Here is a 22,045-nt window from a genome sequence, read left to right on the forward strand (position 1 = left end):
CAAAGGAGCATAGACATGTCAGATCCCACCATCCCAACCGCCCTCAGCAGGCGCCAGCTGCTCGGCTCGACGGCAGCAGCGGCCGTTGCGGGCGCCGCTGCGGTCGGCGGCGCGGTTACCATTTCCACCGTCACGGCGGCCCCGGCACTTGCCGCCGGTGGCCAGTCCATTGAAGTGAAGCCCGGCGAACTCGACGAATACTATGTGTTCTTCTCCGGCGGCCACAGCGGCGAGGTCCGCATCCTCGGCTTGCCGTCTATGCGCGAATTGATGCGAATTCCGGTCTTCAATCGCGACAGCGCCACCGGTTGGGGGCAGACGAACGAGAGCCGCAAGATCCTGACCGAGGGGCTTCTGCCGGAGACCAAGGAATATCTGAAGGACAAGGGCGGCATCTATCTCAACGGCGACCTGCACCACCCGCATCCGTCCTTCACCGAAGGCACCTATGACGGGCGCTACCTCTTCGCGAACGACAAGGCCAACACGCGTGTCTGCCGCATCCGCCTCGACGTGATGAGGTGCGACAAGATCATCCAGCTGCCGAACCAGCACACGGTTCACGGACTGCGCGTACAGAAGTACCCGCGCACCGGCTACGTCTTTGCCAATGGCGAAGATCGCGTGCCGATCCCGAACGACGGCTCGGTTCTCGACGACCACAAGCAGTATCACGCGATCTTCTCGGCGATCGACGGCGACACGATGAAAGTCGCGTGGCAGGTCATGGTCGACGGCAATCTCGATAACGTCGACGCCGACTACCAGGGCAAATATGCCTTCGCCACCTGCTATAACTCCGAAGAAGGCGTGAACCTCGCGGAGATGATGGCGAAGGACCAGGACTGGATCGTCGTCTTCAACCTCAAGCGCATCGAGGAAGCGGTCGCGAAAGGCGACTTCAAGGAAATGGGCGGCGTCCCGGTCGTCGACGGCCGCAAGGGTTCGCCCTACACCCGCTACATCCCGGTTTCCAATGGCCCGCACGGCATGAACACGGCGCCGGATGGCATTCACATCGTCGCAAACGGCAAGCTGTCGCCGACCGTTACCGTCATGGACGTGCGCCTGTTCGACGACCTTTTCGACGACAAGATCAAGCCGCGTGACACGGTCGTTGCCGAGCCGGAACTCGGGCTTGGTCCGTTGCATACCGCCTATGACGGTCGGGGCAATTGCTACACGACGCTCTTCATCGACAGCCAGATCTGCAAGTGGAACCTTGAGGATGCAAGGCGCGCCTACAAGGGCGAAAAGGTCAACCCGATCCGGCAGAAGCTCGATGTGCAGTATCAGCCCGGCCACAACCACACGTCCATGGGCCAGACTAAGGATGCTGATGGCAAGTGGCTGATTTCGCTGAATAAATTCTCAAAGGACCGCTATCTCAACGTCGGCCCGCTGAAGCCCGAGAACGATCAGCTCATCGACATCTCCGGCGACGAGATGGTGCTGGTTCACGACAACCCGACGTTTGCCGAGCCGCATGACGCGACGATCGTTCACAACTCGAAGATCAACCCGGTCAGCATCTGGAGCCGCGACGACAGCTTCTTCGCCGATGCGGTCGCCCAGGCAAAGGCCGACAACATCGACCTTCTGATCGATTCCGAAGTGATCCGCGACGGCAACAAGGTCCGCGTCTACATGACATCGGCCGCGCCCGCCTTCGGATTGGAGAGCTTCTCGGTCAAGCAGGGCGATGAGGTGACCGTCTACATCACCAACATCGACGAGGTGGAAGATCTCACGCACGGCTTCTCGATCATCAACTACGGCATCAACATGGAAGTTGCGCCGCAGGCGACGGCGTCCGTGACCTTCACCGCCGATAAGCCCGGCGTGTGGTGGTACTATTGCTCCTGGTTCTGCCATGCCATGCACATGGAGATGAAGGGCCGGATGTTCGTGGAGCCGAAGAAGGCATGATGCGTCTCCACAAGGCGACATTGCTCGGGATGGCGGCAGTCGCCGCCATCCCGGCAACGGCGGGGGCGGAAACGATCCGCCTCTCGCCTGCTGCCGTATCGTCCCTCCAGCAAGCCATCGATACTGCCAAGCCGGGCGATGAACTGGTGCTGGAGAAGGGAGAGTTCTTCGGCCCGGTCACGATCGGCGTGCCACTCACGCTGCGCGGCGAACCGGGCGCCTCGATCAAGGGAAACGGCAAGGGCAGCGTCGTCACCATCACCGCCGAAGACGTGGTCTTCAGCAGCATTACCGTTTCGGGATCGGGCAGCTCGCTCGAAGACATGAATTCGGGCGTCTTCGTTGCGCAAAGCGCCAAGCGGGCGATCGTCGAAAAGAGCCGGATCGAAGGCAATCTTTACGGCATCTATCTGCATGGCGCGGAGAACTCTATTGCCCGCGACAACGTCATCATCGGCACAGGGGAAGGCCGACTGAGCGAAACCGGCAATGGCGTGACGCTCTGGAATGCACCCGGCGCACGGGTAACCGGAAACGACATCAGTTTAGGGCGCGACGGCATCGCGACCAACGCAAGCAAACGCAACGTCTTCAGCGGCAACCGCTTCAGCAATCTGCGTTTCGCGATCCATTACATGTACACGAACGACAGCGAGATCAGCGACAACATCTCCACCGGCAACTCGGTCGGCTATGCCATCATGTTCTCGAGCCGGTTGAAGATCACCGGCAACATCTCCGACGGCGATCGCGATCACGGTCTGCTTTTGAACTACGCTAACGGCTCAACCATCACCGGCAATATCGTCAAAGGACGTCTGCAGCCGGTCTCGCGCTGGGCCGAGCGCGGCGTCCGCTCCCAGGAGCACGGCACTCCGACAGCCGATGGCAGCGCCGCCGAAGACAAAACGGGGATGCGCCCCGGTCCGGACAAATGCGTCTTCATCTACAACGCGAACAAGAACCGCCTGCGTGACAACTTGTTCGAGGGCTGTGCGATCGGCATCCATTTCACCGCAGGTTCTGAAAGCAACAAGCTGAGCGGCAACGCTTTCGTCGGCAATCGCAACCAGGTGAAATATGTCGGCGCCCGCTATCTCGACTGGTCCGAGGATGGGCGTGGCAACTACTGGAGCGACAATCCGGCCTTCGATCTCGACGGCGACGGCATCTCCGACAACGCCTATCGCCCCAACGATCTGATCGATCGGGTGCTCTGGACGGCACCGCAGGCGCGCGTGCTGACGAGCAGCCCTGCCGTTCAGGTCGTGCGCTGGGCCCAGGCCCGGTTTCCAGCACTTCTGCCCGGCGGCGTCACCGACAGCCACCCGCTGATGGCGATGCCGGCACGAAAGGAACAATGACCATGACCTCGACCGTTAGCGTCAAAGGGGTTTCGAAACGATACGGCGGCAAGGTGGATGCCCTGCGGGAGCTTTCCTTCACCCTCGACGAAGGCGAGACCGTTGCGCTGGTCGGCCACAATGGTGCCGGCAAGACGACGCTGATCAAGCTGCTGCTCGGGCTTATCCGCCCGACATCCGGCGAGGTTCGCGTCCTCGGCGAAGATCCGGCAAACGGCGATTTCGGCGTCCGTCGGGCACTTGGCTACCTGCCCGAGAGCGTGTCTTTTCATATGGCACTGACGGGACGCGAAACCCTGTCCTTCTACGCGCGCCTGAAGCGGGTGGACGTGAGGTCCGCGGACGAACTCTTCGGGCGCGTCGGGCTTGCGGCCAGCGCCGCGGACCGTCCCATCCGCACCTATTCCAAGGGCATGCGGCAAAGGCTCGGCCTGGCGCAGGCGCTGCTCGGCGCACCAAAGGTGCTGTTTCTTGACGAGCCGACGAGCGGTCTCGATCCGGCGCTGCGGCGCAACTTCTACGCCCTCATCGATGAACTGCGTGCCGGCGGAACAACGATCCTTTTGTCCTCGCATGCGCTTGGGGAGCTCGAGGATCGCGCAGGGCGCGTGATTATCGTCAATCGCGGCTCGCAGATCGCAGATGGCACCATCGACGACCTCAGGCGGATCGCGAGCCTCCCGTCCCGGATCCGGGTGCGATCGGCCTCCGGCCAAAGACCCGATCTTCTCGAAAAGACCGGCGTCCGCTGGACGGAAGCAGGCGACGGCAGCCTGGAAACCGAGGTGGCGCATGCCGAAAGACTTCCACTGTTGCATCGCCTCAGCGATGCCGCCTCCGGTATCGATACGCTGACGATGATAGAGCCGACACTCGACGATCTCTACGCTCATTTCCTGAACAGCCAGGAGGCGGCGTGATGCGCAACATCCTGATTATCGCAGCCAAGGAAGTTCGCGAAGGCATGCGCAATCGCTGGGTCCTTGCCACGACATTGGTCCTCGCCGCACTCGCGCTGACGCTGACGTTTCTCGGAAGCGCGCCCACCGGCAATGTCGGGGCGAGCCGCCTCGACGTGGTGATCGTCAGCCTTTCCAGCCTGACGATCTTTCTGGTGCCACTGATCGCGCTTCTGATTTCTCACGATGCCATCGTTGGCGAGGTGGAACGCGGCACCATGCTGCTGCTGCTCGGCTACCCCATCGGGCGCGGCCAGATCGTGCTCGGCAAGTTCCTCGGCCACATCGCCATCCTGTGTTTTGCGACCATTTGCGGCTATGGCGCAGCCGCGATCGCACTCGCCTTGATGGGCGGTGCAACGGACGCGCAAAGCTGGCTGGCTTTCGTTTCCATGACAGGATCTTCCGTCCTGCTGGGCGCGGTCTTCGTGGCAATCGGATATTTTATCAGTGCAAGTGCCGGTGAGCGCAGCACTGCGGGCGGCATTGCCATCGGCCTGTGGCTGTTCTTCGTGCTGATCTACGACATGGCTCTCCTCGGAGGGCTCGTGGCGGCACAGGGCCGTTCACTGCCGGACGGGCTGCTCGATTTCCTGCTTCTCGCCAACCCCACCGATGCCTACCGTCTTCTCAATCTCGGCAGCGGCGGCGCTGCTGCGCTCTCGGGCATGGGCGGTGTTGCCAAGAATTCGATCCTCACGGGCGAGGTCCTGCTTACAGCGCTCTGCGTCTGGACAGCCGCACCGCTCGCTCTTGCCACCCTGCTTTTCTCCAGGAGGGACATTTGAAACCCGTCCGCTTTGCCCTCATCGTCGCAGCTTCGCTGGTGCTTGCTGCCTGCGAAAACAAGGAACAGGCAGAAATGCCTGCGCCCTATGCCCTCACCCAGGATGCCATGGGCCGCTATTGCGGCATGAATGTTCTGGAACACGCCGGCCCCAAGGGCCAGATCATCCTTGAGAAGATACCGGAAGCCATCTGGTTTTCGTCGGCCCGCGACACCGTCGCCTTCACCATGCTGCCGGACGAGCCGAAGGAAATCGCTGCCATCTACGTATCCGACATGGGCAAGGCGCCGAGCTGGGAGAAACCCGGCGCCGATAACTGGATCGACGCGCGCAAGGCAGTTTTCGTCATCGACAGCCGGCTTAGAGGCGGGATGGGCGCGGAAGAAGCCGTGCCCTTCTCCTCGCAGGAGGCTGCCCAGGCCTTCATTGCCAAGAACGGTGGCCGCATCGTGCATTTCGCCGATCTTCCCGAAAGCTACATCCTGGGCGCGGGCGAAGGAAACGCCGATGAGGCCGAAGTACCGGGAGGACACGATCATGGATAAACCTGTCGGCCGCCGGCGCTTCATCACGATCATGGCGGCTTTCGCCGGGTTGCCGCTGCTGCGAGGAACGGGCCGGGCGGCGGTACCGGTCGAGCCTGTCGTCTGGCACGGTCAAGCTCTAGGCGCGCCGGCCATGCTTGTCCTCAATCATGAAGACCGCGCGCAAGCAAAGGTGCTTGTCACCAGAGTGGTAGCAGAGGTTCGCCGCCTCGAGGATCTCTTCAGCCTCTATCGCGAGGATTCGGCACTCAGCCAACTGAATCGGCTTGGCGCTCTTGCAAACCCGCCAACCGAGCTTGTCGAACTCCTGGAGATATCGGGCCGTTTTCACGCCCTTACCGGCGGCCGGTTCGAGCCCGCTATACAGCCCCTCTGGGCGCTCTATGCGCGACACTTCGCAAGACCCGAAGCCGACCCTGCCGGGCCTCATCAGGACAAGGTGCGCGAGGCGCTGGCCCTTGCCGATTTCGCGCAGGTACGGGTCGACCGCAATCGCATCGCTTTCTCTCGCCGCGGCATGGCACTGACGCTCAACGGCATCGCCCAGGGCTACGTGACAGATCGCGTCGTCGTGCTCTTGCGTGAGGCCGGCATCACCAGCAGTCTCGTCGACATGGGCGAGAACCGTGCCATCGGCGCACGCGCCAACGGGCAGCCCTGGCGGATCGGACTTGCCGACTTTGAGGATGCGGATGAGGTCGATGCGACCCTGGATGTCACCGACCGCGCGGTCGCTACCTCGTCCGGACAGGGGTTCCAGTTCGACGCCGATGGCCGGTTCAGTCACATCCTCGACCCGCGGAGCGGCACCACCGCACAGCGGTATTCTCGCGTTTCGGTCGTTGCACCGGAGGCTTCGACGGCTGATGCCCTTTCGACGGCGTTTTCGCTGATGGCGCCCGAAGAGATCGATGCATTGGCAAGGCAGCAGACCTCGGTCGAGGTGCATCTCAAGAGCCAATGATAAGGCCCGATCGGCTGGCGAAACTCATGGACAGACAGATCACTCCGGAGCCCGCTTGATTGGGCGCGCGTCGGCGTTTCTGAAAACGAACGACCGACCGATTGAACGGTCTCTCACACGCCGGCTGCCCCTGGCTTCCCGACTGCGCTCCTTGCCATCGGTCGCCCGAACGTGTCGAAGCGGTTTGCCACGAACCCAGGGTAACGGGGCCGGCCGAACGTCTCCGCTGCCGTAAGGCCCTCCGTCGGCGCGGAGGCCTTCTGAGCGTACGCTACTGCACGGCACTCGTTCCGTAGACGAGGTTCGGAAGCCACAGTGACAGCTGCGGGAACATGCTGAGCATCACCAGCAGAACCATCATCATCGCGAGATAAGGCAGCACCTCGCGCGCATAGGCCATCATCGGCACTTTCAGCACCATCGACGAGATGTACATCAACCCACCGACCGGCGGCGTGATGCCGGCGATCGTCAGGTTGGTGATGAAGACGACGCCGAAATGCACGCGATCGATACCGACACCGTCGATGATCGGGATCAGCATCGGTGTCAGGATGATGAGCGCAGCCGATCCTTCGATCGCCGTTCCGATGACAATCAGCAGAACATTGATCAGGAGCAGCATGAGCAGCGGATTGTCGGTTGCACCGCCCAGCCAGCCAGACATGGCTTGCGGCACCTGTTCCCAGGCGAGATAGAAGCCGAAGGCCGCGGCCGCGCAGATCATGATCATCACGACGGCGGAATCGCGCACCGACTCGGCAAGCACTTCCGGGATCTGCCGTAGCGTGAATTCACGGTAGCCGAAGACGGCGACGAAAAGCACATAGACGACCACCACGGCGCCGGCTTCGGTGGTGGTGAAGATGCCGTAGCGCGTGCCCGCGAAGATCACGACCGGGATCGACAATGCCCAAAGCCCGTCGATCAGCGCCCGGGTGCCCTCCGCCCGCGTGGCGCGCTCCTTGCGGAGCGGCTTGTAGCCACGTTTGCGGGCGATGAAATAGGTGGTGATCATCAGTCCGGCAGCGAGCACCAGGCCCGGCACGACACCGGCTGCGAAGAGCCGGCCGATGGAGGTTTCCGCCAGGAAACCATAGACGATGAGACCGATCGAAGGCGGGATGAGGCTGGTGATGATGGAGGCCGAGGATGTGATGACCGCCGCAAAGGCGCGGCTATAGCCTCGCTCCGCCATTTCGACGCCAAGGGTCTTCGCCAACATCGCAGCATCGGCGTTTGCCGACGCGGTCAGACCGCCGAGCAAGGTGCCGAGCACGGTGCACATCTGCGCCAGCGCTCCGGTCATGTGGCCGACCATCACGTCTGCGAGCGCCAGCAGGCGCCGGGTGATCCCCGATGCGTTCATGATGCAGCCGGCAAGCACGAACAGCGGCAGCGCCAGCAACGAGACGGATTGGCTGCCCTCCGCCATTTCCTGGGCGAAGTTCGCCAGCGGGATCATGTCCATGTTGATGACGAAGAAGGCGAGCGCTCCGATCGCCATGGCCCAGGTGATCGGCGTCGACAGCAGGAAGAGAACGACGACCAGGAGCGAGGGGCCAGCCAGATGGAAGAAGGTCATATCAGCGATTCCACATTGCGATGCAGGCGGATGGTCCAGGGTCTTTCGACAATGAGGTGCTGGACCAGCATACCGGCCGAGGCGAGTGCGAGCGGCCCGTAGGAAAGACTGCGCGACAGGTCGAGCGCGATCGTGTGCACATGCCGCGAGGTCCAGGCCTGCCACGCAAAGAGGACCGTCATGGCGATGAAGAAAAGCGCCAGCAGAAGATAGTTGAACCAGGCGACAGCCTTCTGCCAGCTTTCGGGGAAGGTTGCGACGAGAACGTCGATGGCGGCATGTGTGCCGAGGCGGACACCGGCGACTGCGCCGAAGAAGACGAGATAGGCAAAGGCCATGATCGCCAGTTCGTATGTCCAGGCAGCCGGCTGCGGGAAGATGTAGCGGCTGATCACGCCCCAAAGTATCGAAAATACGATGACGAGCAGCGCCGCAACGCCAATCGCCTCATCGGCGCGACGCAGACTGAGCAGAGGAATTGCTTCCTCCGGTGGTGAAGTTTCCATGGTTGCCTCGAAGTCCTAAGGGGCGGAATGGGAGTGGCGGCACCGAACGGGCGGACATGCCCGCGCGGCCTGGCGTCATCGCGCCGCGACGCGCGAGAGAATGTCCGGGCGTAGCCATTCGAGCCACGCCCGGTACAGCGTTACTCGGCCATTGCCTTCTGCACCTGATCGTACATTCCCGGCGTGATGTTCGGCACCTTCTCGTAGGCCGCGCGCGAGGCTTCGATGAAGGCTGGGACGTCGATGTCGGTGACGATTTCGACGCCGGAGGCAGCGAGCTGCTTGGCGTAGGCATCATCGGTCTCGAGCGTCATCTCAGTCAGTTCCTTGGCGATCGTCTGCCCCTCTTCGAGCAGGATCTTTTGCAGGTCTTCCGGCAGGCCGTTGAAGAACTGACTGGAAGCCACCCAGGCCGTGAACATGATCTGGTGACCGGTCTTCGAAATCACCTTGCGGGTTTCGTTCAGCTTTGCCCCGGCGATCGAGCCGAAGGGACCTTCGGCCGCGTCGACGACACCGGTCTGCAGGGCGTTGTAGACGTCGCCCCAGGGCAGTTCCGTCGGGCGGGCACCATAGTTGCCGAAGGTGGCCATCATGATCGGCGAGGACGGCACGCGAATGGTGACGCCGGCAAGGTCGGCCGGTGAGCGCACCGGTTTGTTGGCGATGATGTGGCGATAGCCGAAGAGGCCATTCGGCATGATGATCTTGATGCCCTGCGCTTCCAGCTTGCCGGACAGCTCCTTGTAGAGATCCGAGGCGAAGAGACGGTCGGTCGCGGCGAGATCCGGATAGACATAGGGTCCGGCCAGGATCGACAGGTCCGGAACGAACTGGCCGAGCTGGCCATAGTCCGTGGCGCTGAGCAGGCTCGCCCCACTCATGACCATTTCGTTGACCTTCTTCTGCGCCCCAAGCTGATCACCCGTCATGACCGTGATGGCAATGCGGCCGCCGGAGCGTTCGCCGACACGTTCGGCATAGGTCTTCATCGCTTTGACGATGGGCTCGTTGGGGTTCACCTGCGAGGTCGAGAACCGCAGGCTGTACTCCTGCGCATTGGCAATGCCGCAACAGGAAAGGGCAGCCAGAGCGGCTGCGACGATCAAGGTCTTCATCAGTTCCTCCTCTTTCCGGACCCCCCTCCGGAACGCACAACGGATGAATGATCTATTCATGAATGAACTTTTGCGTCAAGAGTGAAAGGATACGCTCTCACCCACGTCTTCGCCGCTTTTTGGAAAGAATGCAAAAAAGCCGGAGCGATGGACCATCGCTCCGGCCTCAGAACTTTGAATGATGTATTTTTATATGAATTCTTCGGTCATCCTCAGAATGTGTATTCCGCGATCGATTGCGGCTTCATCTCGATGGAGAAGCCCGGCCGTTGCGGCGGCATGTAGGCTGCGTCTTCAATCACGCAGGGATCGACGAAGTGCTCGTGCAGATGGTCGACATATTCGATGACACGTCCCTCCTTCGTGCCGGAGACGGCGACGTAGTCGATCATCGACAGGTGCTGCACATATTCGCAAAGGCCAACGCCGCCGGCATGCGGCCAGACCGGCAGCTCGTACTTCGCCGCGACCAGCAGCACCGCCAAAACCTCGTTGAGACCGCCCATGCGGCACGAGTCGATCTGGACGATGTCGATCGCGCCCTCGGCGATGAACTGCTTGAACATGATGCGGTTCTGGCACATCTCACCGGTTGCGACCTTCACCGGCCCGATTGCCTCGCGGATCTTGCGGTGACCGGCAACGTCGTCGGGGCTAGTCGGCTCCTCGATGAAAAACGGCTTGGCAAAGGCGAGCTGCTTGACCCAGTCGATCGCCTCGCCGACCTCCCAGACCTGGTTGGCGTCGATCATCAGGTAGCGGTCCGGCCCGATTACCTCGCGGGCGATCGTCAGTCGCCGGATGTCGTCGGCAAGGTCTCGGCCGACCTTCATCTTGATATGGTTGAAGCCTTCGTCGATCGCCTCCTGGGCGAGACGTCGGAGCTTGTCGTCGTCATAGCCGAGCCAGCCCGCCGACGTCGTGTAGCAAGCATAACCTTCCTTCTCGAGTGTCGCGATGCGCTGCGCCTTGCCGGGTTCGGCCTTGCTGAGGATGGCGACCGCTTCGTCACGCGTCAAAACGTCGGTCATGTAGCGATAGTCGACGATATCGGCGATCTCTTCCGGCGACATGTCGGCGACAAGCCGCCACACGGGCTTGCCCGCTTCCTTGGCGAGCAGGTCCCAAACGGCGTTGACGACAGCGCCGGTCGCCAGATGCATCGCGCCTTTCTCCGGGCCGATCCAGCGCAGCTGGCTGTCGCTGGTCAGGTGCCGCCAGAAGCGGCCGGGATGGGCGAGAATGTCTGCTGTGTCCTGGCCGACGATCAGATGCGCCATGGCCTTGATCGCCATGCAGCAGATGTCGTTGCCGCGGCCGATGGTGAAGGTGAGACCATGGCCCGCAAGCCCCTCCCGATCGGTGTCGAGGATGACATAGGCCGCGGAATAATCCGGGTCCGGGTTCATCGCGTCGGAACCGTCGAGGCTCTGCGAGGTCGGAAAGCGCAGGTCGAAGACGCGCAGATCAGTGATGCGGGTCATGGTCACTCCAGTCTTATGATCAATCGTCCGCGCGCACGGACTGCTTCTGGCTGCCGAGGCCCTCGATGCCGAGTTCGACGACATCGCCAGCCCTAAGGTAACGCGGCGGCTTCATGCCCATGCCGACGCCGGGCGGCGTGCCGGTGGAGATGATGTCGCCCGGCTGCAGCGACATGAACTGCGACAGGTACGAAACGAGATAAGCGACGCCGTAAACCATGGTCTTCGACGAGCCGTTCTGCATGGTTTCGCCGTTGACCTTCAGCCACATCGGCAAGTTCTGCGGATCCGGCACCTCGTCCTTCGTCACCAGCCACGGGCCCGTCGGGCCGAAGGTGTCGCAGGACTTGCCCTTGGTCCACTGACCCTGACGCTCGATCTGGAAGGCACGCTCGGAGACGTCGTGCACGGTGCAGTAGCCGGCGACATAGTCGAGTGCTTCCGCCTCGCTGACGTACTTCGCCTTGCGGCCGATGACGACGCCGAGTTCCACTTCCCAGTCGGTCTTCTCCGAGCCGCGCGGAATGATCAGGTCGTCATTCGGGCCGACGATCGCCGACGTCGCCTTCATGAAGATGATCGGTTCGGAGGGAACCGTGGCGCCCGTCTCGGCGGCATGGTCGGAATAGTTGAGGCCGATGCAGATGAACTTGCCGGTACCGGCCACGCAGGGGCCGAGCCGCTGGTTGCCGTCTACAGCCGGAAGACCGGCAAGATCGAGCGCCTTGAGTTCGGCGAGTTTGTCCGGGTCGAGCGCCGCACCGGAGAAATCGGCGACGTGGCCGGAAAGGTCGCGCAAGGTGCCGTTCGCATCGAGGATGCCCGGCTTTTCCTGGCCCGGGAGGCCGTAACGAAGAAGTTTCATATCTCTGCTTCCTGCTTGTCTGTTGTCAGATGGTCCAGCCGCCATCGATGGCATAGGCCTGACCGGTCGTATAGGTGGCGCCAGCGAGATGGACGGCAAGGTCGGCAATCTCTTCCGGGGTGCCGAGGCGGCCCATCGGCTGGCGGGCGATGAAGGCGGCGCGCGCCGTTTCATAGTCGCCCTGGGCGCGCATGCGGTCCTGCAGCGACGGGCTTTCGACTGTGCCGGGGCAAATCGCGTTGCAGCGAATACCCTCAGAGACATAGTCGGCGGCAACGGCCTTGGTGAGACCGATGACCGCCGCCTTGGTGACGCCATAGGCAAACCGGTTAGGCACACCCTTGATGCTGGAAGCGACCGAAGCCATGTTGATGATGGCGCCGTCCTTGCGCTGAAGCATCGCCGGCAGGACCGCGCGGATGGTGCGGATCATCGCCTTGACGTTGAGGTCGAGGGCGAATTCGAGGTCGGAATCCTTCATCTCCAGGATTGAGCCGGCATGCACGAAACCGGCGCAATTGAAGAGCACATCGACAGCGCCGATCTTTGCGACCAGCGCTTCGACGGCCCCAGTATCGAGGACGTCGAGCCGATGGGTCTCGATATCGGCCTCCCTGGCGAGCGCGGCAAGCGCATCGGCGTTGATATCCGTAGCATGCACTTTCGCGCCGGCCCCTGCGAAGGCCAAAGCCGAAGCGCGGCCGATGCCTTGGGCGGCAGCCGTAATCAGGACGACCTTGCCTTTAAGATCCGCTGTCATTCTCGATCCCTCATGCTTTGCGTTCGACGACCAGGATATGGTCGGCGGCAAGGACGACCTCGCCACGCTGGTTGATAACTTCTAACCGTTCCACGACGCGCCCCGACTTCGGCCGTTTCGGATCGTCCTCCTTGGCAGAAATCGTGACGCGGGTGCGGATCGTATCGCCGATATGAACCGGACGCACGAAGCGCAGACGATCATAGCCGTAGGAAAAGGCAACCGGATTGATCAGCGATGCCGTGAGCCCGACGCCAATCGAAAAGATCATTGTGCCGTGGGCAATGCGCTGGCCGCCCGGCAGGGTCTTGGCAAACTCCGCGTCCATGTGATGCGGAAAGAAATCGCCGGTGTGCCCTGCATGGACGACGAAGTCGGTCTCGGTGATCGTGCGGCCCGTCGTCAGGCGCTCATGCCCCAACTCGTAATCTTCGAAATGGATGATCTGTTCTGACATCTCAGCGTCCCGGAAGTGGCGCGATCGCCGTTGCCGGCGCGGCACTCGATTGATAGGCGGCCTCGACCAGGGCCATCGTCTGCCAGGCGTCCTCCACCGAGCCGATCAGTTCGTGGTCCTCGCCCGTGGCGAAGCGCTGCAGATTGGCCATGCGGTTGACGAAGGCATCGGGGAACCAAGCGCCTTCGAGCGGTACCGAAACCCACTCGCTGCCGCCGGCTGGCTTGATCCAGAGCTCGTCCGGCTCGCCCTTGGGATAGTCGAGATTGACGCCGAGCTTCACATAGGCGGCACCCGACGTACCCGAGATGCGGAACTCGCAGGCCTGGAACTTGCGGCCGAAATCATGATCGTGATTGACCGAGAGCACGCAGCGCACACGATCGCCATAGTCGAGGATCGCAGCCGTCCGCGTCTGGGCAACCGCGTGGTTCGGATGGCCGATCGTCTTGGCGTGAACGCCCAAGGGGTTGCCGAGCAGGCCGCGCACCAGGTCCAGATAGTGGATGGAGTGCATGGCGATCTCGATGCGCGGCAGGCGTTTGAGGAACGGCCACAGGCCCCAGGGGGTGGCGAGCGCCAGCCAGGCGTCGAAATCGACGACCTCGCCGAGGTACCCCTTGGCGATGGCGTCTTTCAGCGCCAGCATCATCGGCGCAAAGCGAAGCTGGAAGTTGACGGCTGCCTTGAGGTTGCGCGTCCGGCAGATATCGAGAATGGCCGTCGCAGCTTCAAGATCCGAACCCATCGGCTTCTGGATCAGCGCGGCTGCGCCAATCGGCAGCTTGGCGAGGATGGCTGCATGGGCCGCCGGCGGGGTCGCAAGGTCGAAGAGCGCATCGGCGACCGCAAGCGCATCCGCCTCTTTGTCGAAGGCGCGGATAGCCCATTTGTCTGCCAAGGCTGCTGCCTTGGAGTGGTCAGGGTCATAAATCCCTGCAACCGGGAAACCCGCCTGGCGATAGGCTGGCAGATGCGCGTCGCCGACGATGCTGCCGGCACCGAAGATCACGATCGGCCGCGGCTTGTCCGGTTTCGGCCACCACTGCCTGAGCGCGCCCGGATCGAAATTGTCAGCCATTGCGGGAGACCTTGCCGTCGTGATGGAAGACCTCTTCCGTCATCGCCCACCACTCTCCTTCCTTTCGCGTCTCAAGCGGCTTCTGGCAGGGCATGCAGACCGACCACCATTCCTGGTTCTTCGGGTGTGCCGCCATCTTCGCCATGTCCGCCTCGAAATCCGCGCCGACATACTCCCAATAGCCGAAGAGCAGGTTTTCCGGCTCCTTGAGGAAGATCGAGTAATTGGTGACGTTGCACTCGGAAATCAGCGCGAGGATCTCCGGCCAGACGGCCGCGTGCAGAGCCTTGTATTCGGCGATCTTCGAGGCTTCGAGACCGATCACCATTCCCATCCGCTGCATGACGACCTCCCTGCCCTAGCCACGAAACTCGCGCGTGAACTCGTCGATCGAGCGCGCACGCACGGCATCCCAGTCCCAGGAAATGCCGATGCCCGGCTCGGACGGTGCCAAAGCGCGACCGTTCCTGATCTCCATGCCCTTGGTCGTCAGGTCGTCGAGCTGCGGAATGTACTCGACATATTTGCCGTTCGGCACCGCGCAGACCAGACTGACATGCAACTCCATCAGAAAATGCGGGCAGACCGGAATGTCGAAGGCTTCCGCCGCATGCGCGACTTTCAGCCACGGCGTGATGCCGCCGATGCGGGCAACGTCGACCTGGACGATTGAGCAGGCGCCCTTCTGCATGTATTCGCGGAAATGACGGATCGAATACATGGATTCGCCGACCGCGATCGGCGTTGGCGTCAAGCGCGTCAGCCGGATATGGCCGTCGAGATCATCGGCCGGCAGCGGCTCCTCGATCCAGGCAAGATCCAGTTCCTTCAGCCGCGATGCCCGGCGGATCGCCTCGTCGACGGTGAAGCCCTGGTTGCAGTCGGTCATGATCTCGAAGCCGTCGCCGAGCGCCTTGCGCATCGCCGACAGACGATCGTAGTCCTCGGAACCGTGCGGCTTGCCGATCTTCACCTTCGAACCGGAAAAACCCTTGGCCTTGGCGGCCAGCGCGTCTTCGACCAACGCATCTTTCTCGATGTGCAGCCAGCCGCCCTCGGTCGTATAGAGCGGGCAGCTCTCCTTGGCGCCGCCGGCAAGCTTCCAGAGCGGCAGCTTCTGCTTCTTGGCGCGCAGGTCCCAAAGGGCCGTATCGACAGCAGCCAGTGCCAGCGCCGTTATCGGGCCGATCGTTGTGGCGTGGGTCGCAAATTCTAGTCTGTGCCAGATCGCCTCGATGCAATCGGCATCTTCGCCAATCAGGATCGGCACCAGGTGATCGGAGAGAAGCCGCATCACCGACGAACCGCCGGTACCGATCGTGTAGCTGTAGCCGGTGCCGGTTGCGCCATCGCTGTCGGTGACGGTGACGATTGGGGTTTCCTGGCTGACGAAGCTCTGGATCGCATCGGTCCGCTTCACCTTCGGCGGCAGGTCAACCATGCGCAGTTCAATTTTCTCGATTCTTGCCATGTCAGCCTTCCAGAGCCTTGCCGGTATCGATTTCGAAGAGATGGGCGCGCGAGAGGTCGAAGCTCATGCGCACCTTCTCGCCCGAGGCGAGCGGGCGTGGGTTGAGCATGCGCGACACCCAGTCGCGGCCGTTGAATTGAATGAAGACGAGCGTCTCGTTGCCGAGCGGTTCGGTGATCGTAACCGGCAGTTCCACCTCGTGCACGGCCGCCGGATCGCCGGCATGCAGGCCATGGCCGCTTGGATAGATGTCGTCGGGCCTCAGGCCGAACGTGACCTTCTGGCCCGGACGCAGTGCCTTGGCAAAGCGCGGCGGGATCGGCAGCCGTGCGCCGCTTACAAAGACCAGCGCGCCGTTGTCGACGATCGCCTCGTCCATGTTCATCGGCGGCGAGCCGATGAAGCCGGCGACGAATTTGGTGGCCGGGCGTTGGAACACCTCTTCAGGTGTGCCGACCTGTTCGATGTATCCGTCGCGCATGATCACGATGCGGTCCGATAGCGTCATCGCCTCGACCTGATCGTGGGTGACATAGATCATCGTTGCCTGCATGCGGGCGTGCAGCTTCTTGATCTCGGTGCGGACTTGCGTCCTGAGCTTGGCGTCGAGGTTCGACAGAGGCTCGTCGAACAGGAAGACATCAGGCTGACGCACGATCGCCCGTCCCATGGCAACACGCTGGCGCTGGCCGCCGGAAAGCTGCGACGGGCGGCGCTCCAGGAGATGGCCGAGATCGAGGATGGCGGCGGCCTCGTCGACCCGCGTCTTGATTTCGTCTGCCGAGCGCCCGGCAATCTTCAGCGAGAAACCCATGTTTTCAGCGACCGTCATGTGCGGATAGAGCGCATAGGACTGGAAGACCATGGAGATGTTGCGCGCCCTCGGCGGCAGGTCGTTGACCTTCTTTCCGCCGATTTCGATGGCGCCGTCGCTGACGTCCTCGAGGCCGGCGATCATCCGCAGCGTCGTCGACTTGCCGCAGCCCGAGGGGCCGACGAGCGCGATGAACTCGCGGTCCTTCACTTCGAGGTCGATGCCGTGGACGACCTCGAGCGCGCCGTAGCGCTTGACCAGTTTCCTGAGGGTAACAGGAGCCATGAACGATTATCCTTTTACCGCGCCGAAGGTGAGGCCCGAAACGAGGTGCTTCTGAATGATGAAGGTAAGGGTCAGCGCCGGTATGATCATCACGACGGCGAGCGCACACATGCCGCGCCAGTCGATGGTGAATTCGGCGGTATAGTCGAGCAGCCCGACCGGCAGGGTCTTGGAATTGACCGAGCGGGTGATCTGCGAGGCGAGCGCATATTCGTTCCAGGACGTCAGGAACGCAAAGATGCCGGCGGATGCAATGCCGGGGCCGGCCAACGGAAACTCCACCTGCCAGAAGGCCTGCCAGGGCGTACAGCCGTCGATCTGGGCGGCTTCAGCGAGATCCTTCGGCACCTGGCGAAAGAAGCCGTCGATCAGCCAGATGGTGAAGGGCACGTTGAGCGCAACGTAAGTCAGGATCAGCGAAAAGTGGGTATCGATGATGCCGGTGCGGGCGTAGAGCATGAAGAGCGGCAGCGAGAGCGCGATGCCGGGCACCGCCCGTGTCAGCATGAAGCCGAGGAAGATCGCCGACTTCGCCTTGAAACGATAGCGGGCAAAGGCGTAGCCGCCGGCCATGCCGATCGCGAGCGCGATCACCGTTGACGTCACCGAGATGATCAACGAATTGCGGAAATAGTCCCAGACGGGAACGCCGCCCTGACCTGCGCCCGAAAACATGGCGCGATAGGCATCGAGCGAAATGCTCTCGGGGATCCAGACCGGCGGTTTCGCCATGATCTCGACGGTCGGGCGCAGCGACGAGAGCACGATCCAGAGGCCGGGGAGGCAGATCACGGCCATTGCGAGGAACAGGCCGATCAGGTGCATCGTCTTTAACAGGCGGCGGCGCAGGCGGTGCGAAGCGTTGATATCCATTACCACTCGGCTCCGATCTGCTGGCGCGCTGCGGCGAGCTTGCGGAAGAAATAGACGGTGAAGACAATCGACAAGAGGATCGCGACATAGGCCATGGCGTTGGCGAGCCCCATGCGGGCATCGGCATAAGCCGTGCGACCGACCAGCGTCCACAGCAGCTCGGTGCGCTTGGCCGGCCCCCCGTCTGTCATGATCTTGACGATGTCATAGGCGCGCGCGACGTCGAGCGAACGGATCGTCATGGCGATGAAGGCGAACGGCATGAGATAGGGCCAGGTGACATAGCGGAAGGTCTGCCAGGGCGTGCAGCCATCGACATGGGCGGCCTCCACCGGATCCTTCGGCATGGCAAGCAGGCCGGCGAGGATCAGGATGGCGAAGACTGCGGTCGAGGACCAGACTTCAGCGATGATGATCGAGAGGAGCGCCAGATTGCCGTCGATCAGCCACGGGATCGCCTGATCCGTCAGTCCCAGCGACTGCAGCGCATTGTTGACGAAGCCGATATTGTCGTTGAACAGGAATTTGAACTGGAAGCCGACGAGCACGGGCGAAAACATCATCGGAAACATCATCATGGTGCGCAGCAGGCGCTGACCATGGGTCGCCTTGTTGACGAGCAGCGCCAGGCCGAGGCCGAGCAGCATCTCGGCGTTCAACGCTACCGTCAGCAGCAGCACGGTGCGCCCGAAGGCGACCCAGAACTCGGTGTTGCCGAGAACGGTCGCGTAATTGCGCAGGCCGACGAAGACCCACAGCGTCTCCGGCTTGGTCAAACGGAAAGGCGTGAAGCTCGAATAGAAGGAAAAGAGCAGCGGCAAGACGATCACCGCCGCGAGCACGACAAAGGCCGGCAGCAGAAGCAGGGCCGGCGCTGACAATTTCTTGAGCTTCATCGGGCAGTCCTGAGGATTGCATGAAATGGCCGAGGCGGCGCCGTCGCCTTTAAGGCATCGGCGCCGCCTCGTTGGTATCGATCAGAGCTTGCCGGCGTCTTCCAGAATGCCGGTCGCCTTTGCGGCGGCGGCATCAAGGGCTTCCTTCGACGTCTTGTCGCCGAGGATGGCGGCCTGGAGTTCAGGATAGACGGCGTTGGAGATTTCGATCCATTCGGCGGTCTTCGGAACCGGGAAGGCATGCTTTGCGGCTTCCTGGAAAGCCTGCAGCACTTCCGTCTTGTAGGCGTCGCCCTCGGCTTGCTTGATGTTGTATTCCCAGACGGCAGTCCGGGTCGGCAACGGGCCGGCAGCCGATTCCAGCTTCTGGCTATCCTCGTTGGTCAGCCACCAGACGAGCGAAGCGGCCGCTTCCTTGTTGGCGCAATCCTCGGTGACCGAGAAGCCGTGATGGCCCGACCAGCCGGTGCGCTTGCCGGAAGAACCGGCCGGCTGCACCTTCACGCCGACATTGCCGGCAACCTTGGACGACTTCGGGTCGTTGAAGAAGCTTGCCCAGCCAGGCCAGTCGAGATTGAGGGCGATCGAGCCCGAGGCAAAGCCCTGGCCGAGGTCATCCCAGAGGTAGTTGGTCGTGCCCGGCGGTACGGCCTTGTCCTTGTAGAGCTTGACGAACCAGTCGAGCGCACGGACACCGGCTTCGGAATTGAGGGCCGGGCGGCCGTCCTTGTCGAGGTACTCGCCACCTTCGGCAACCAGCATTTCATAGAAGCGGCCGTTGATCGCCTCTTCCTTGCCGGCAAACTGCGTGCCGTAGAAATTCGGCGGTGTGGCGAAGAACTCAGCCTGATCGCTGACCTGGGCCCAAGTGTCCGGCGGCGCGAGATCGTAGCCGTATTTCGCCTTGAAGGCGGCCTTCTTGGCTTCGTCCTGGTAGAGGCTCTTCTGGTAGTAGAGCGCCGACACGTCGAATTGGGCGCGCGGCAGCATCACCAGCTTGCCGTCGAGCGTCGAAGCGTCGATCAGCGCCGGCACGAACTTGGCGATCTCTTCCGGCGGCAGCAGCGCCAGGAGGTCGGTATAGATGTCAGGATATTGCGGAGCGAAGGAGGAATGGTTGGAGCCTACGCACCAGCTGACGCCGCCGGTCGCGATGTCCGATTTGATTTCCTTGTCGAGTTCGAAGTGATTCTTCTTCGACAGGATGTTGACCTTGGCGCCGGTCGCCTTCTCCCATTCGCCGATCCGCTCATAGAGCTTTTCGTATTGCTGTCCGCCGATCAGCTTGGCGTCAATCGTGACGCCCTCGAACTTGCCGGGCAGGTCGGCGGCCATAGCCGACCCCAGTCCCGCGGCAAGCATGATGACTCCGGCGGACACGCCGGATAGCAGCCTTCTCATCTCCACTCCTCCCTGGGTTCACGCCCTCATCCTGGCGCAATTTTCTCATTTGTGAGAAACTAATTCATATACAAACAATAAATTTATCCAGCGTCAAGGGAGAACTTTCCTTTGTCGGCGCCTTTCTCTGCGTATATGGATATGAATATTCACCAAGGAGGGATCCCATGGACACCGAAGAGTCTGACCGCTATCGCGCGCCCGCCCTCGACAAGGGGCTCGACATTCTCGAGCTGCTCGCCAGCGTCGACGGCGGCCTGACGCAGGCGGAAATCTCCAAGCGCCTGAACCGCAGCCCCAACGAGTTTTACCGCATGCTCGACCGGCTGGTGCGGCGCGGCTACGTCACCCGCATTGACGGCGATCGCTATTCCCTGACTTTGAAACTGTTCGGGCTTTCGCAGCTGCATGCACCGGTGCGCAGGCTCGCTTCCTATGCGACACCGTTGATGCGCGACCTGGCGCAGCGCTCCAAGCAGGCAAACCACTTGGCCGTCTTTGATCGCGGCTCGGCCGTGGTGATTGCCCAGCAGGAAGCCCCTGATTACTGGGGAATTTCGATCCGGGTCGGCTCGCACATCAGCCTGTTCGATACCGGTTCCGGCCATATCCTGCTCGCCTTCCGCTCTGCCGAAGAGCGCGAGATGATGATTACCGAACATGCCAAGAGCAAAGACGAGGTCCCGCGCGGGCCGGAGTTCTACGCACGCCTCGACCAGATTCGCGAGCGAGGCTACGAGATGATGGCGAGTGCGCAGACAGCCGGCGTCTATAACCTCTCGGCACCGATCCTTGGCCCCGACGGTCGCGGCATTGCTGCGTTGACCGTGCCCTATATCGCGCTCGTCAACGCGCCTTCGGCGCCGGATATCACCGAAACCATCGCCCTGCTGCTGAAAACAGCCGAACAACTGTCGACGCTTGCAGGCTCGGATGTGGTTCCGGCAGCCGATTGACGACCGCATGAGACGGCACTAATTCTTATTTGAATAGTCAATTCTTATGTAAGAATTCTATCCGGAGGAGAAGCGCCTTGATCATCGACACCCATCTTCACCTGATCGACAGGTCCAAGCTCACCTATCCTTGGCTCTCAGGCGTACCGGCGCTCGACCACGACTTCCTTTACGCAACCTATGAACGGGAAGCGCGCCGGCTCGGCATCGAAGCCTCCCTGCACATGGAGGTCGATGTCGAGCCTTCGGAAATCGAGAAGGAAACGGCAGAGATCGAACGGCTCTCGCGCGGGCCGGACAGCCTGCTCAAGGGCGCCATTGCCGCCTGCCGCCCCGAGGGCGATGGATTCGAAGCCTATCTGGAGCGCCAGGAAGCGAATGGCTTCGTCAAGGGCTTCCGCAGGGTGCTGCATGTCATGCCGGATGAACTGTCCGAAGCATCACGCTTTCGCGACAACATCCGCAAGCTCGGCGGCCGCCGCTGCACCTTCGACCTCTGCGTCCTGCCGCACCAGATCGGAAAGGCGATCGCGCTTGCCGATCTCGCGCCCGACGTTCAGTTCATTCTCGACCATTGCGGCGTCCCCGACATTCGCGCCGGCGCCGAGCATCCCTGGCGCGAGCACATGAGCGAGATCGCGCGCCGGCCGAATGTCACGGCGAAGATCTCCGGCGTCGTCGCCTATGCGGACGAAGCCTGGCAGGTTCAAACGTTGCGCCCCTATGTCGAGCACACCATCGGCGCCTTCGGCTGGGACCGGGCGGTCTGGGGAAGCGACTGGCCGGTCTGCACGCTCGGCGGCAATCTTTCGACCTGGGTCGGCGCCACCCACGCGCTTCTCGAAGGCTGCAGTGCTGCGGAGAAGCGCAAGCTGCTCGCCGACAATGCACGCCGAATCTGGAAGCTCGCGTAGACTAAGACTAGGGGGCTCCGAGACAAGCGG

22 protein-coding genes are annotated in these 22,045 nt (G+C 62.2%); 8 read left to right on the forward strand and 14 right to left on the reverse strand.

The window, feature by feature from the left end:
• The first annotated feature begins 15 nt into the window (after positions 1-15).
• The 6 genes from nosZ to LAC81_RS21420 are packed head-to-tail and all read left to right on the forward strand — an operon-like array spanning position 16 to position 6,549.
• On the forward strand, positions 16-1,929 hold the full coding sequence (gene nosZ, locus LAC81_RS21395; protein WP_113537417.1) for a TAT-dependent nitrous-oxide reductase: 1,914 nt from the start codon (positions 16-18) through the stop codon (positions 1,927-1,929).
• Entirely contained in the window at positions 1,929-3,293 is a 1,365-nt protein-coding gene (locus LAC81_RS21400; RefSeq protein ID WP_419195899.1) for a nitrous oxide reductase family maturation protein NosD, read from the forward strand. Before nosZ ends, LAC81_RS21400 begins: the two co-directional genes overlap by 1 nt.
• The gene (locus tag LAC81_RS21405) at positions 3,290-4,213 is read left to right on the forward strand and encodes an ABC transporter ATP-binding protein (RefSeq protein ID WP_419195838.1); all 924 of its coding nucleotides are present in this window, start codon (positions 3,290-3,292) and stop codon (positions 4,211-4,213) included. The genes LAC81_RS21400 and LAC81_RS21405 overlap by 4 nt, the downstream gene beginning before the upstream one ends.
• Entirely contained in the window at positions 4,213-5,040 is an 828-nt protein-coding gene (locus tag LAC81_RS21410) for an ABC transporter permease (RefSeq protein ID WP_223729217.1), read from the forward strand. The genes LAC81_RS21405 and LAC81_RS21410 overlap by 1 nt, the downstream gene beginning before the upstream one ends.
• Positions 5,037-5,585 carry a nitrous oxide reductase accessory protein NosL gene (locus tag LAC81_RS21415; protein WP_223729218.1) on the forward strand — a complete coding sequence of 183 codons (549 nt, stop codon included), beginning with the start codon at positions 5,037-5,039 and terminating at the stop codon, positions 5,583-5,585. Before LAC81_RS21410 ends, LAC81_RS21415 begins: the two co-directional genes overlap by 4 nt.
• Positions 5,578-6,549, forward strand: coding sequence for an FAD:protein FMN transferase (locus LAC81_RS21420; RefSeq protein ID WP_223729219.1), 972 nt, complete (start codon positions 5,578-5,580; stop codon positions 6,547-6,549). Before LAC81_RS21415 ends, LAC81_RS21420 begins: the two co-directional genes overlap by 8 nt.
• A gap of 271 nt (positions 6,550-6,820) precedes the next feature.
• Here the strand turns inward: LAC81_RS21420 and LAC81_RS21425 are convergent, their stop codons facing one another.
• The 14 genes from LAC81_RS21425 to LAC81_RS21490 form a co-directional block, all read right to left on the reverse strand.
• Positions 6,821-8,134, reverse strand: a complete 1,314-nt coding sequence (locus tag LAC81_RS21425; RefSeq protein WP_113537423.1) for a TRAP transporter large permease — start codon at positions 8,132-8,134, stop codon at positions 6,821-6,823.
• Positions 8,131-8,640, reverse strand: a complete 510-nt coding sequence (locus tag LAC81_RS21430) for a TRAP transporter small permease (RefSeq protein ID WP_223729220.1) — start codon at positions 8,638-8,640, stop codon at positions 8,131-8,133. The genes LAC81_RS21425 and LAC81_RS21430 overlap by 4 nt, the downstream gene beginning before the upstream one ends.
• 140 nt (positions 8,641-8,780) lie before the next feature.
• Entirely contained in the window at positions 8,781-9,758 is a 978-nt protein-coding gene (locus LAC81_RS21435; protein ID WP_113537425.1) for a C4-dicarboxylate TRAP transporter substrate-binding protein, read from the reverse strand.
• Between the two features lie 212 nt (positions 9,759-9,970).
• Complete coding sequence (locus tag LAC81_RS21440) at positions 9,971-11,242, reverse strand: L-fuconate dehydratase (RefSeq protein ID WP_223729221.1); 1,272 nt, start codon at positions 11,240-11,242, stop codon at positions 9,971-9,973.
• A gap of 19 nt (positions 11,243-11,261) precedes the next feature.
• Positions 11,262-12,107 carry a fumarylacetoacetate hydrolase family protein gene (locus LAC81_RS21445; protein WP_223729222.1) on the reverse strand — a complete coding sequence of 282 codons (846 nt, stop codon included), beginning with the start codon at positions 12,105-12,107 and terminating at the stop codon, positions 11,262-11,264.
• A gap of 25 nt (positions 12,108-12,132) precedes the next feature.
• Positions 12,133-12,867, reverse strand: coding sequence for an SDR family oxidoreductase (locus LAC81_RS21450; protein ID WP_223729223.1), 735 nt, complete (start codon positions 12,865-12,867; stop codon positions 12,133-12,135).
• Between the two features lie 10 nt (positions 12,868-12,877).
• Complete coding sequence (locus tag LAC81_RS21455) at positions 12,878-13,324, reverse strand: MaoC/PaaZ C-terminal domain-containing protein (RefSeq protein WP_223729224.1); 447 nt, start codon at positions 13,322-13,324, stop codon at positions 12,878-12,880.
• A 1-nt stretch (position 13,325) separates the two neighbouring features.
• Positions 13,326-14,405 (reverse strand): Gfo/Idh/MocA family protein, encoded by a 1,080-nt coding sequence (locus LAC81_RS21460; RefSeq protein ID WP_223729225.1) that lies wholly within the window; start codon positions 14,403-14,405, stop codon positions 13,326-13,328.
• Positions 14,398-14,748 (reverse strand): L-rhamnose mutarotase, encoded by a 351-nt coding sequence (locus LAC81_RS21465; RefSeq protein ID WP_223729226.1) that lies wholly within the window; start codon positions 14,746-14,748, stop codon positions 14,398-14,400. The genes LAC81_RS21460 and LAC81_RS21465 overlap by 8 nt, the downstream gene beginning before the upstream one ends.
• Before the next feature lie 15 nt (positions 14,749-14,763).
• On the reverse strand, positions 14,764-15,876 hold the full coding sequence (locus tag LAC81_RS21470) for a mandelate racemase/muconate lactonizing enzyme family protein (protein ID WP_223729227.1): 1,113 nt from the start codon (positions 15,874-15,876) through the stop codon (positions 14,764-14,766).
• 1 nt (position 15,877) lies between these two features.
• Positions 15,878-16,975 (reverse strand): ABC transporter ATP-binding protein, encoded by a 1,098-nt coding sequence (locus tag LAC81_RS21475; RefSeq protein WP_223729228.1) that lies wholly within the window; start codon positions 16,973-16,975, stop codon positions 15,878-15,880.
• A gap of 6 nt (positions 16,976-16,981) precedes the next feature.
• The gene (locus LAC81_RS21480; RefSeq protein WP_223729229.1) at positions 16,982-17,848 is read right to left on the reverse strand and encodes a carbohydrate ABC transporter permease; all 867 of its coding nucleotides are present in this window, start codon (positions 17,846-17,848) and stop codon (positions 16,982-16,984) included.
• A complete protein-coding gene (locus LAC81_RS21485; protein WP_112948648.1) occupies positions 17,848-18,744 on the reverse strand; it encodes a carbohydrate ABC transporter permease in 897 nt (298 codons plus the stop codon). The genes LAC81_RS21480 and LAC81_RS21485 overlap by 1 nt, the downstream gene beginning before the upstream one ends.
• 81 nt (positions 18,745-18,825) lie before the next feature.
• Positions 18,826-20,145 (reverse strand): ABC transporter substrate-binding protein, encoded by a 1,320-nt coding sequence (locus tag LAC81_RS21490; RefSeq protein WP_223729230.1) that lies wholly within the window; start codon positions 20,143-20,145, stop codon positions 18,826-18,828.
• Between the two features lie 167 nt (positions 20,146-20,312).
• Here LAC81_RS21490 and LAC81_RS21495 point away from each other — a divergent pair, with 167 nt between their 5' ends.
• Positions 20,313-21,101: an IclR family transcriptional regulator gene (locus tag LAC81_RS21495; protein ID WP_113537435.1), complete on the forward strand. Its 789-nt coding sequence runs from the start codon at positions 20,313-20,315 to the stop codon at positions 21,099-21,101.
• Between the two features lie 77 nt (positions 21,102-21,178).
• Complete coding sequence (locus LAC81_RS21500; protein WP_223729231.1) at positions 21,179-22,015, forward strand: amidohydrolase family protein; 837 nt, start codon at positions 21,179-21,181, stop codon at positions 22,013-22,015.
• Positions 22,016-22,045 lie beyond the last annotated feature (30 nt).

The sequence above is a fragment of the Ensifer adhaerens genome (assembly GCF_020035535.1).
Taxonomy (GTDB): domain Bacteria; phylum Pseudomonadota; class Alphaproteobacteria; order Rhizobiales; family Rhizobiaceae; genus Ensifer.

Bases quoted from the DNA above. Each gene is read 5' to 3' on its own strand.
- nosZ (WP_113537417.1), top strand. From the start codon at position 16: ATGTCAGATCCCACCATCCCAACCGCCCTCAGCAGGCGCCAGCTGCTC.
- LAC81_RS21400 (WP_419195899.1), top strand. From the start codon at position 1,929: ATGCGTCTCCACAAGGCGACATTGCTCGGGATGGCGGCAGTCGCCGCC.
- LAC81_RS21405 (WP_419195838.1), top strand. From the start codon at position 3,290: ATGACCATGACCTCGACCGTTAGCGTCAAAGGGGTTTCGAAACGATAC.
- LAC81_RS21410 (WP_223729217.1), top strand. From the start codon at position 4,213: ATGCGCAACATCCTGATTATCGCAGCCAAGGAAGTTCGCGAAGGCATG.
- LAC81_RS21420 (WP_223729219.1), top strand. From the start codon at position 5,578: ATGGATAAACCTGTCGGCCGCCGGCGCTTCATCACGATCATGGCGGCT.
- LAC81_RS21425 (WP_113537423.1), bottom strand. From the start codon at position 8,134: ATGACCTTCTTCCATCTGGCTGGCCCCTCGCTCCTGGTCGTCGTTCTC.
- LAC81_RS21430 (WP_223729220.1), bottom strand. From the start codon at position 8,640: ATGGAAACTTCACCACCGGAGGAAGCAATTCCTCTGCTCAGTCTGCGT.
- LAC81_RS21435 (WP_113537425.1), bottom strand. From the start codon at position 9,758: ATGAAGACCTTGATCGTCGCAGCCGCTCTGGCTGCCCTTTCCTGTTGC.
- LAC81_RS21440 (WP_223729221.1), bottom strand. From the start codon at position 11,242: ATGACCCGCATCACTGATCTGCGCGTCTTCGACCTGCGCTTTCCGACC.
- LAC81_RS21445 (WP_223729222.1), bottom strand. From the start codon at position 12,107: ATGAAACTTCTTCGTTACGGCCTCCCGGGCCAGGAAAAGCCGGGCATC.
- LAC81_RS21450 (WP_223729223.1), bottom strand. From the start codon at position 12,867: ATGACAGCGGATCTTAAAGGCAAGGTCGTCCTGATTACGGCTGCCGCC.
- LAC81_RS21455 (WP_223729224.1), bottom strand. From the start codon at position 13,324: ATGTCAGAACAGATCATCCATTTCGAAGATTACGAGTTGGGGCATGAG.
- LAC81_RS21460 (WP_223729225.1), bottom strand. From the start codon at position 14,405: ATGGCTGACAATTTCGATCCGGGCGCGCTCAGGCAGTGGTGGCCGAAA.
- LAC81_RS21465 (WP_223729226.1), bottom strand. From the start codon at position 14,748: ATGCAGCGGATGGGAATGGTGATCGGTCTCGAAGCCTCGAAGATCGCC.
- LAC81_RS21470 (WP_223729227.1), bottom strand. From the start codon at position 15,876: ATGGCAAGAATCGAGAAAATTGAACTGCGCATGGTTGACCTGCCGCCG.
- LAC81_RS21475 (WP_223729228.1), bottom strand. From the start codon at position 16,975: ATGGCTCCTGTTACCCTCAGGAAACTGGTCAAGCGCTACGGCGCGCTC.
- LAC81_RS21480 (WP_223729229.1), bottom strand. From the start codon at position 17,848: ATGGATATCAACGCTTCGCACCGCCTGCGCCGCCGCCTGTTAAAGACG.
- LAC81_RS21485 (WP_112948648.1), bottom strand. From the start codon at position 18,744: ATGAAGCTCAAGAAATTGTCAGCGCCGGCCCTGCTTCTGCTGCCGGCC.
- LAC81_RS21490 (WP_223729230.1), bottom strand. From the start codon at position 20,145: ATGAGAAGGCTGCTATCCGGCGTGTCCGCCGGAGTCATCATGCTTGCC.
- LAC81_RS21495 (WP_113537435.1), top strand. From the start codon at position 20,313: ATGGACACCGAAGAGTCTGACCGCTATCGCGCGCCCGCCCTCGACAAG.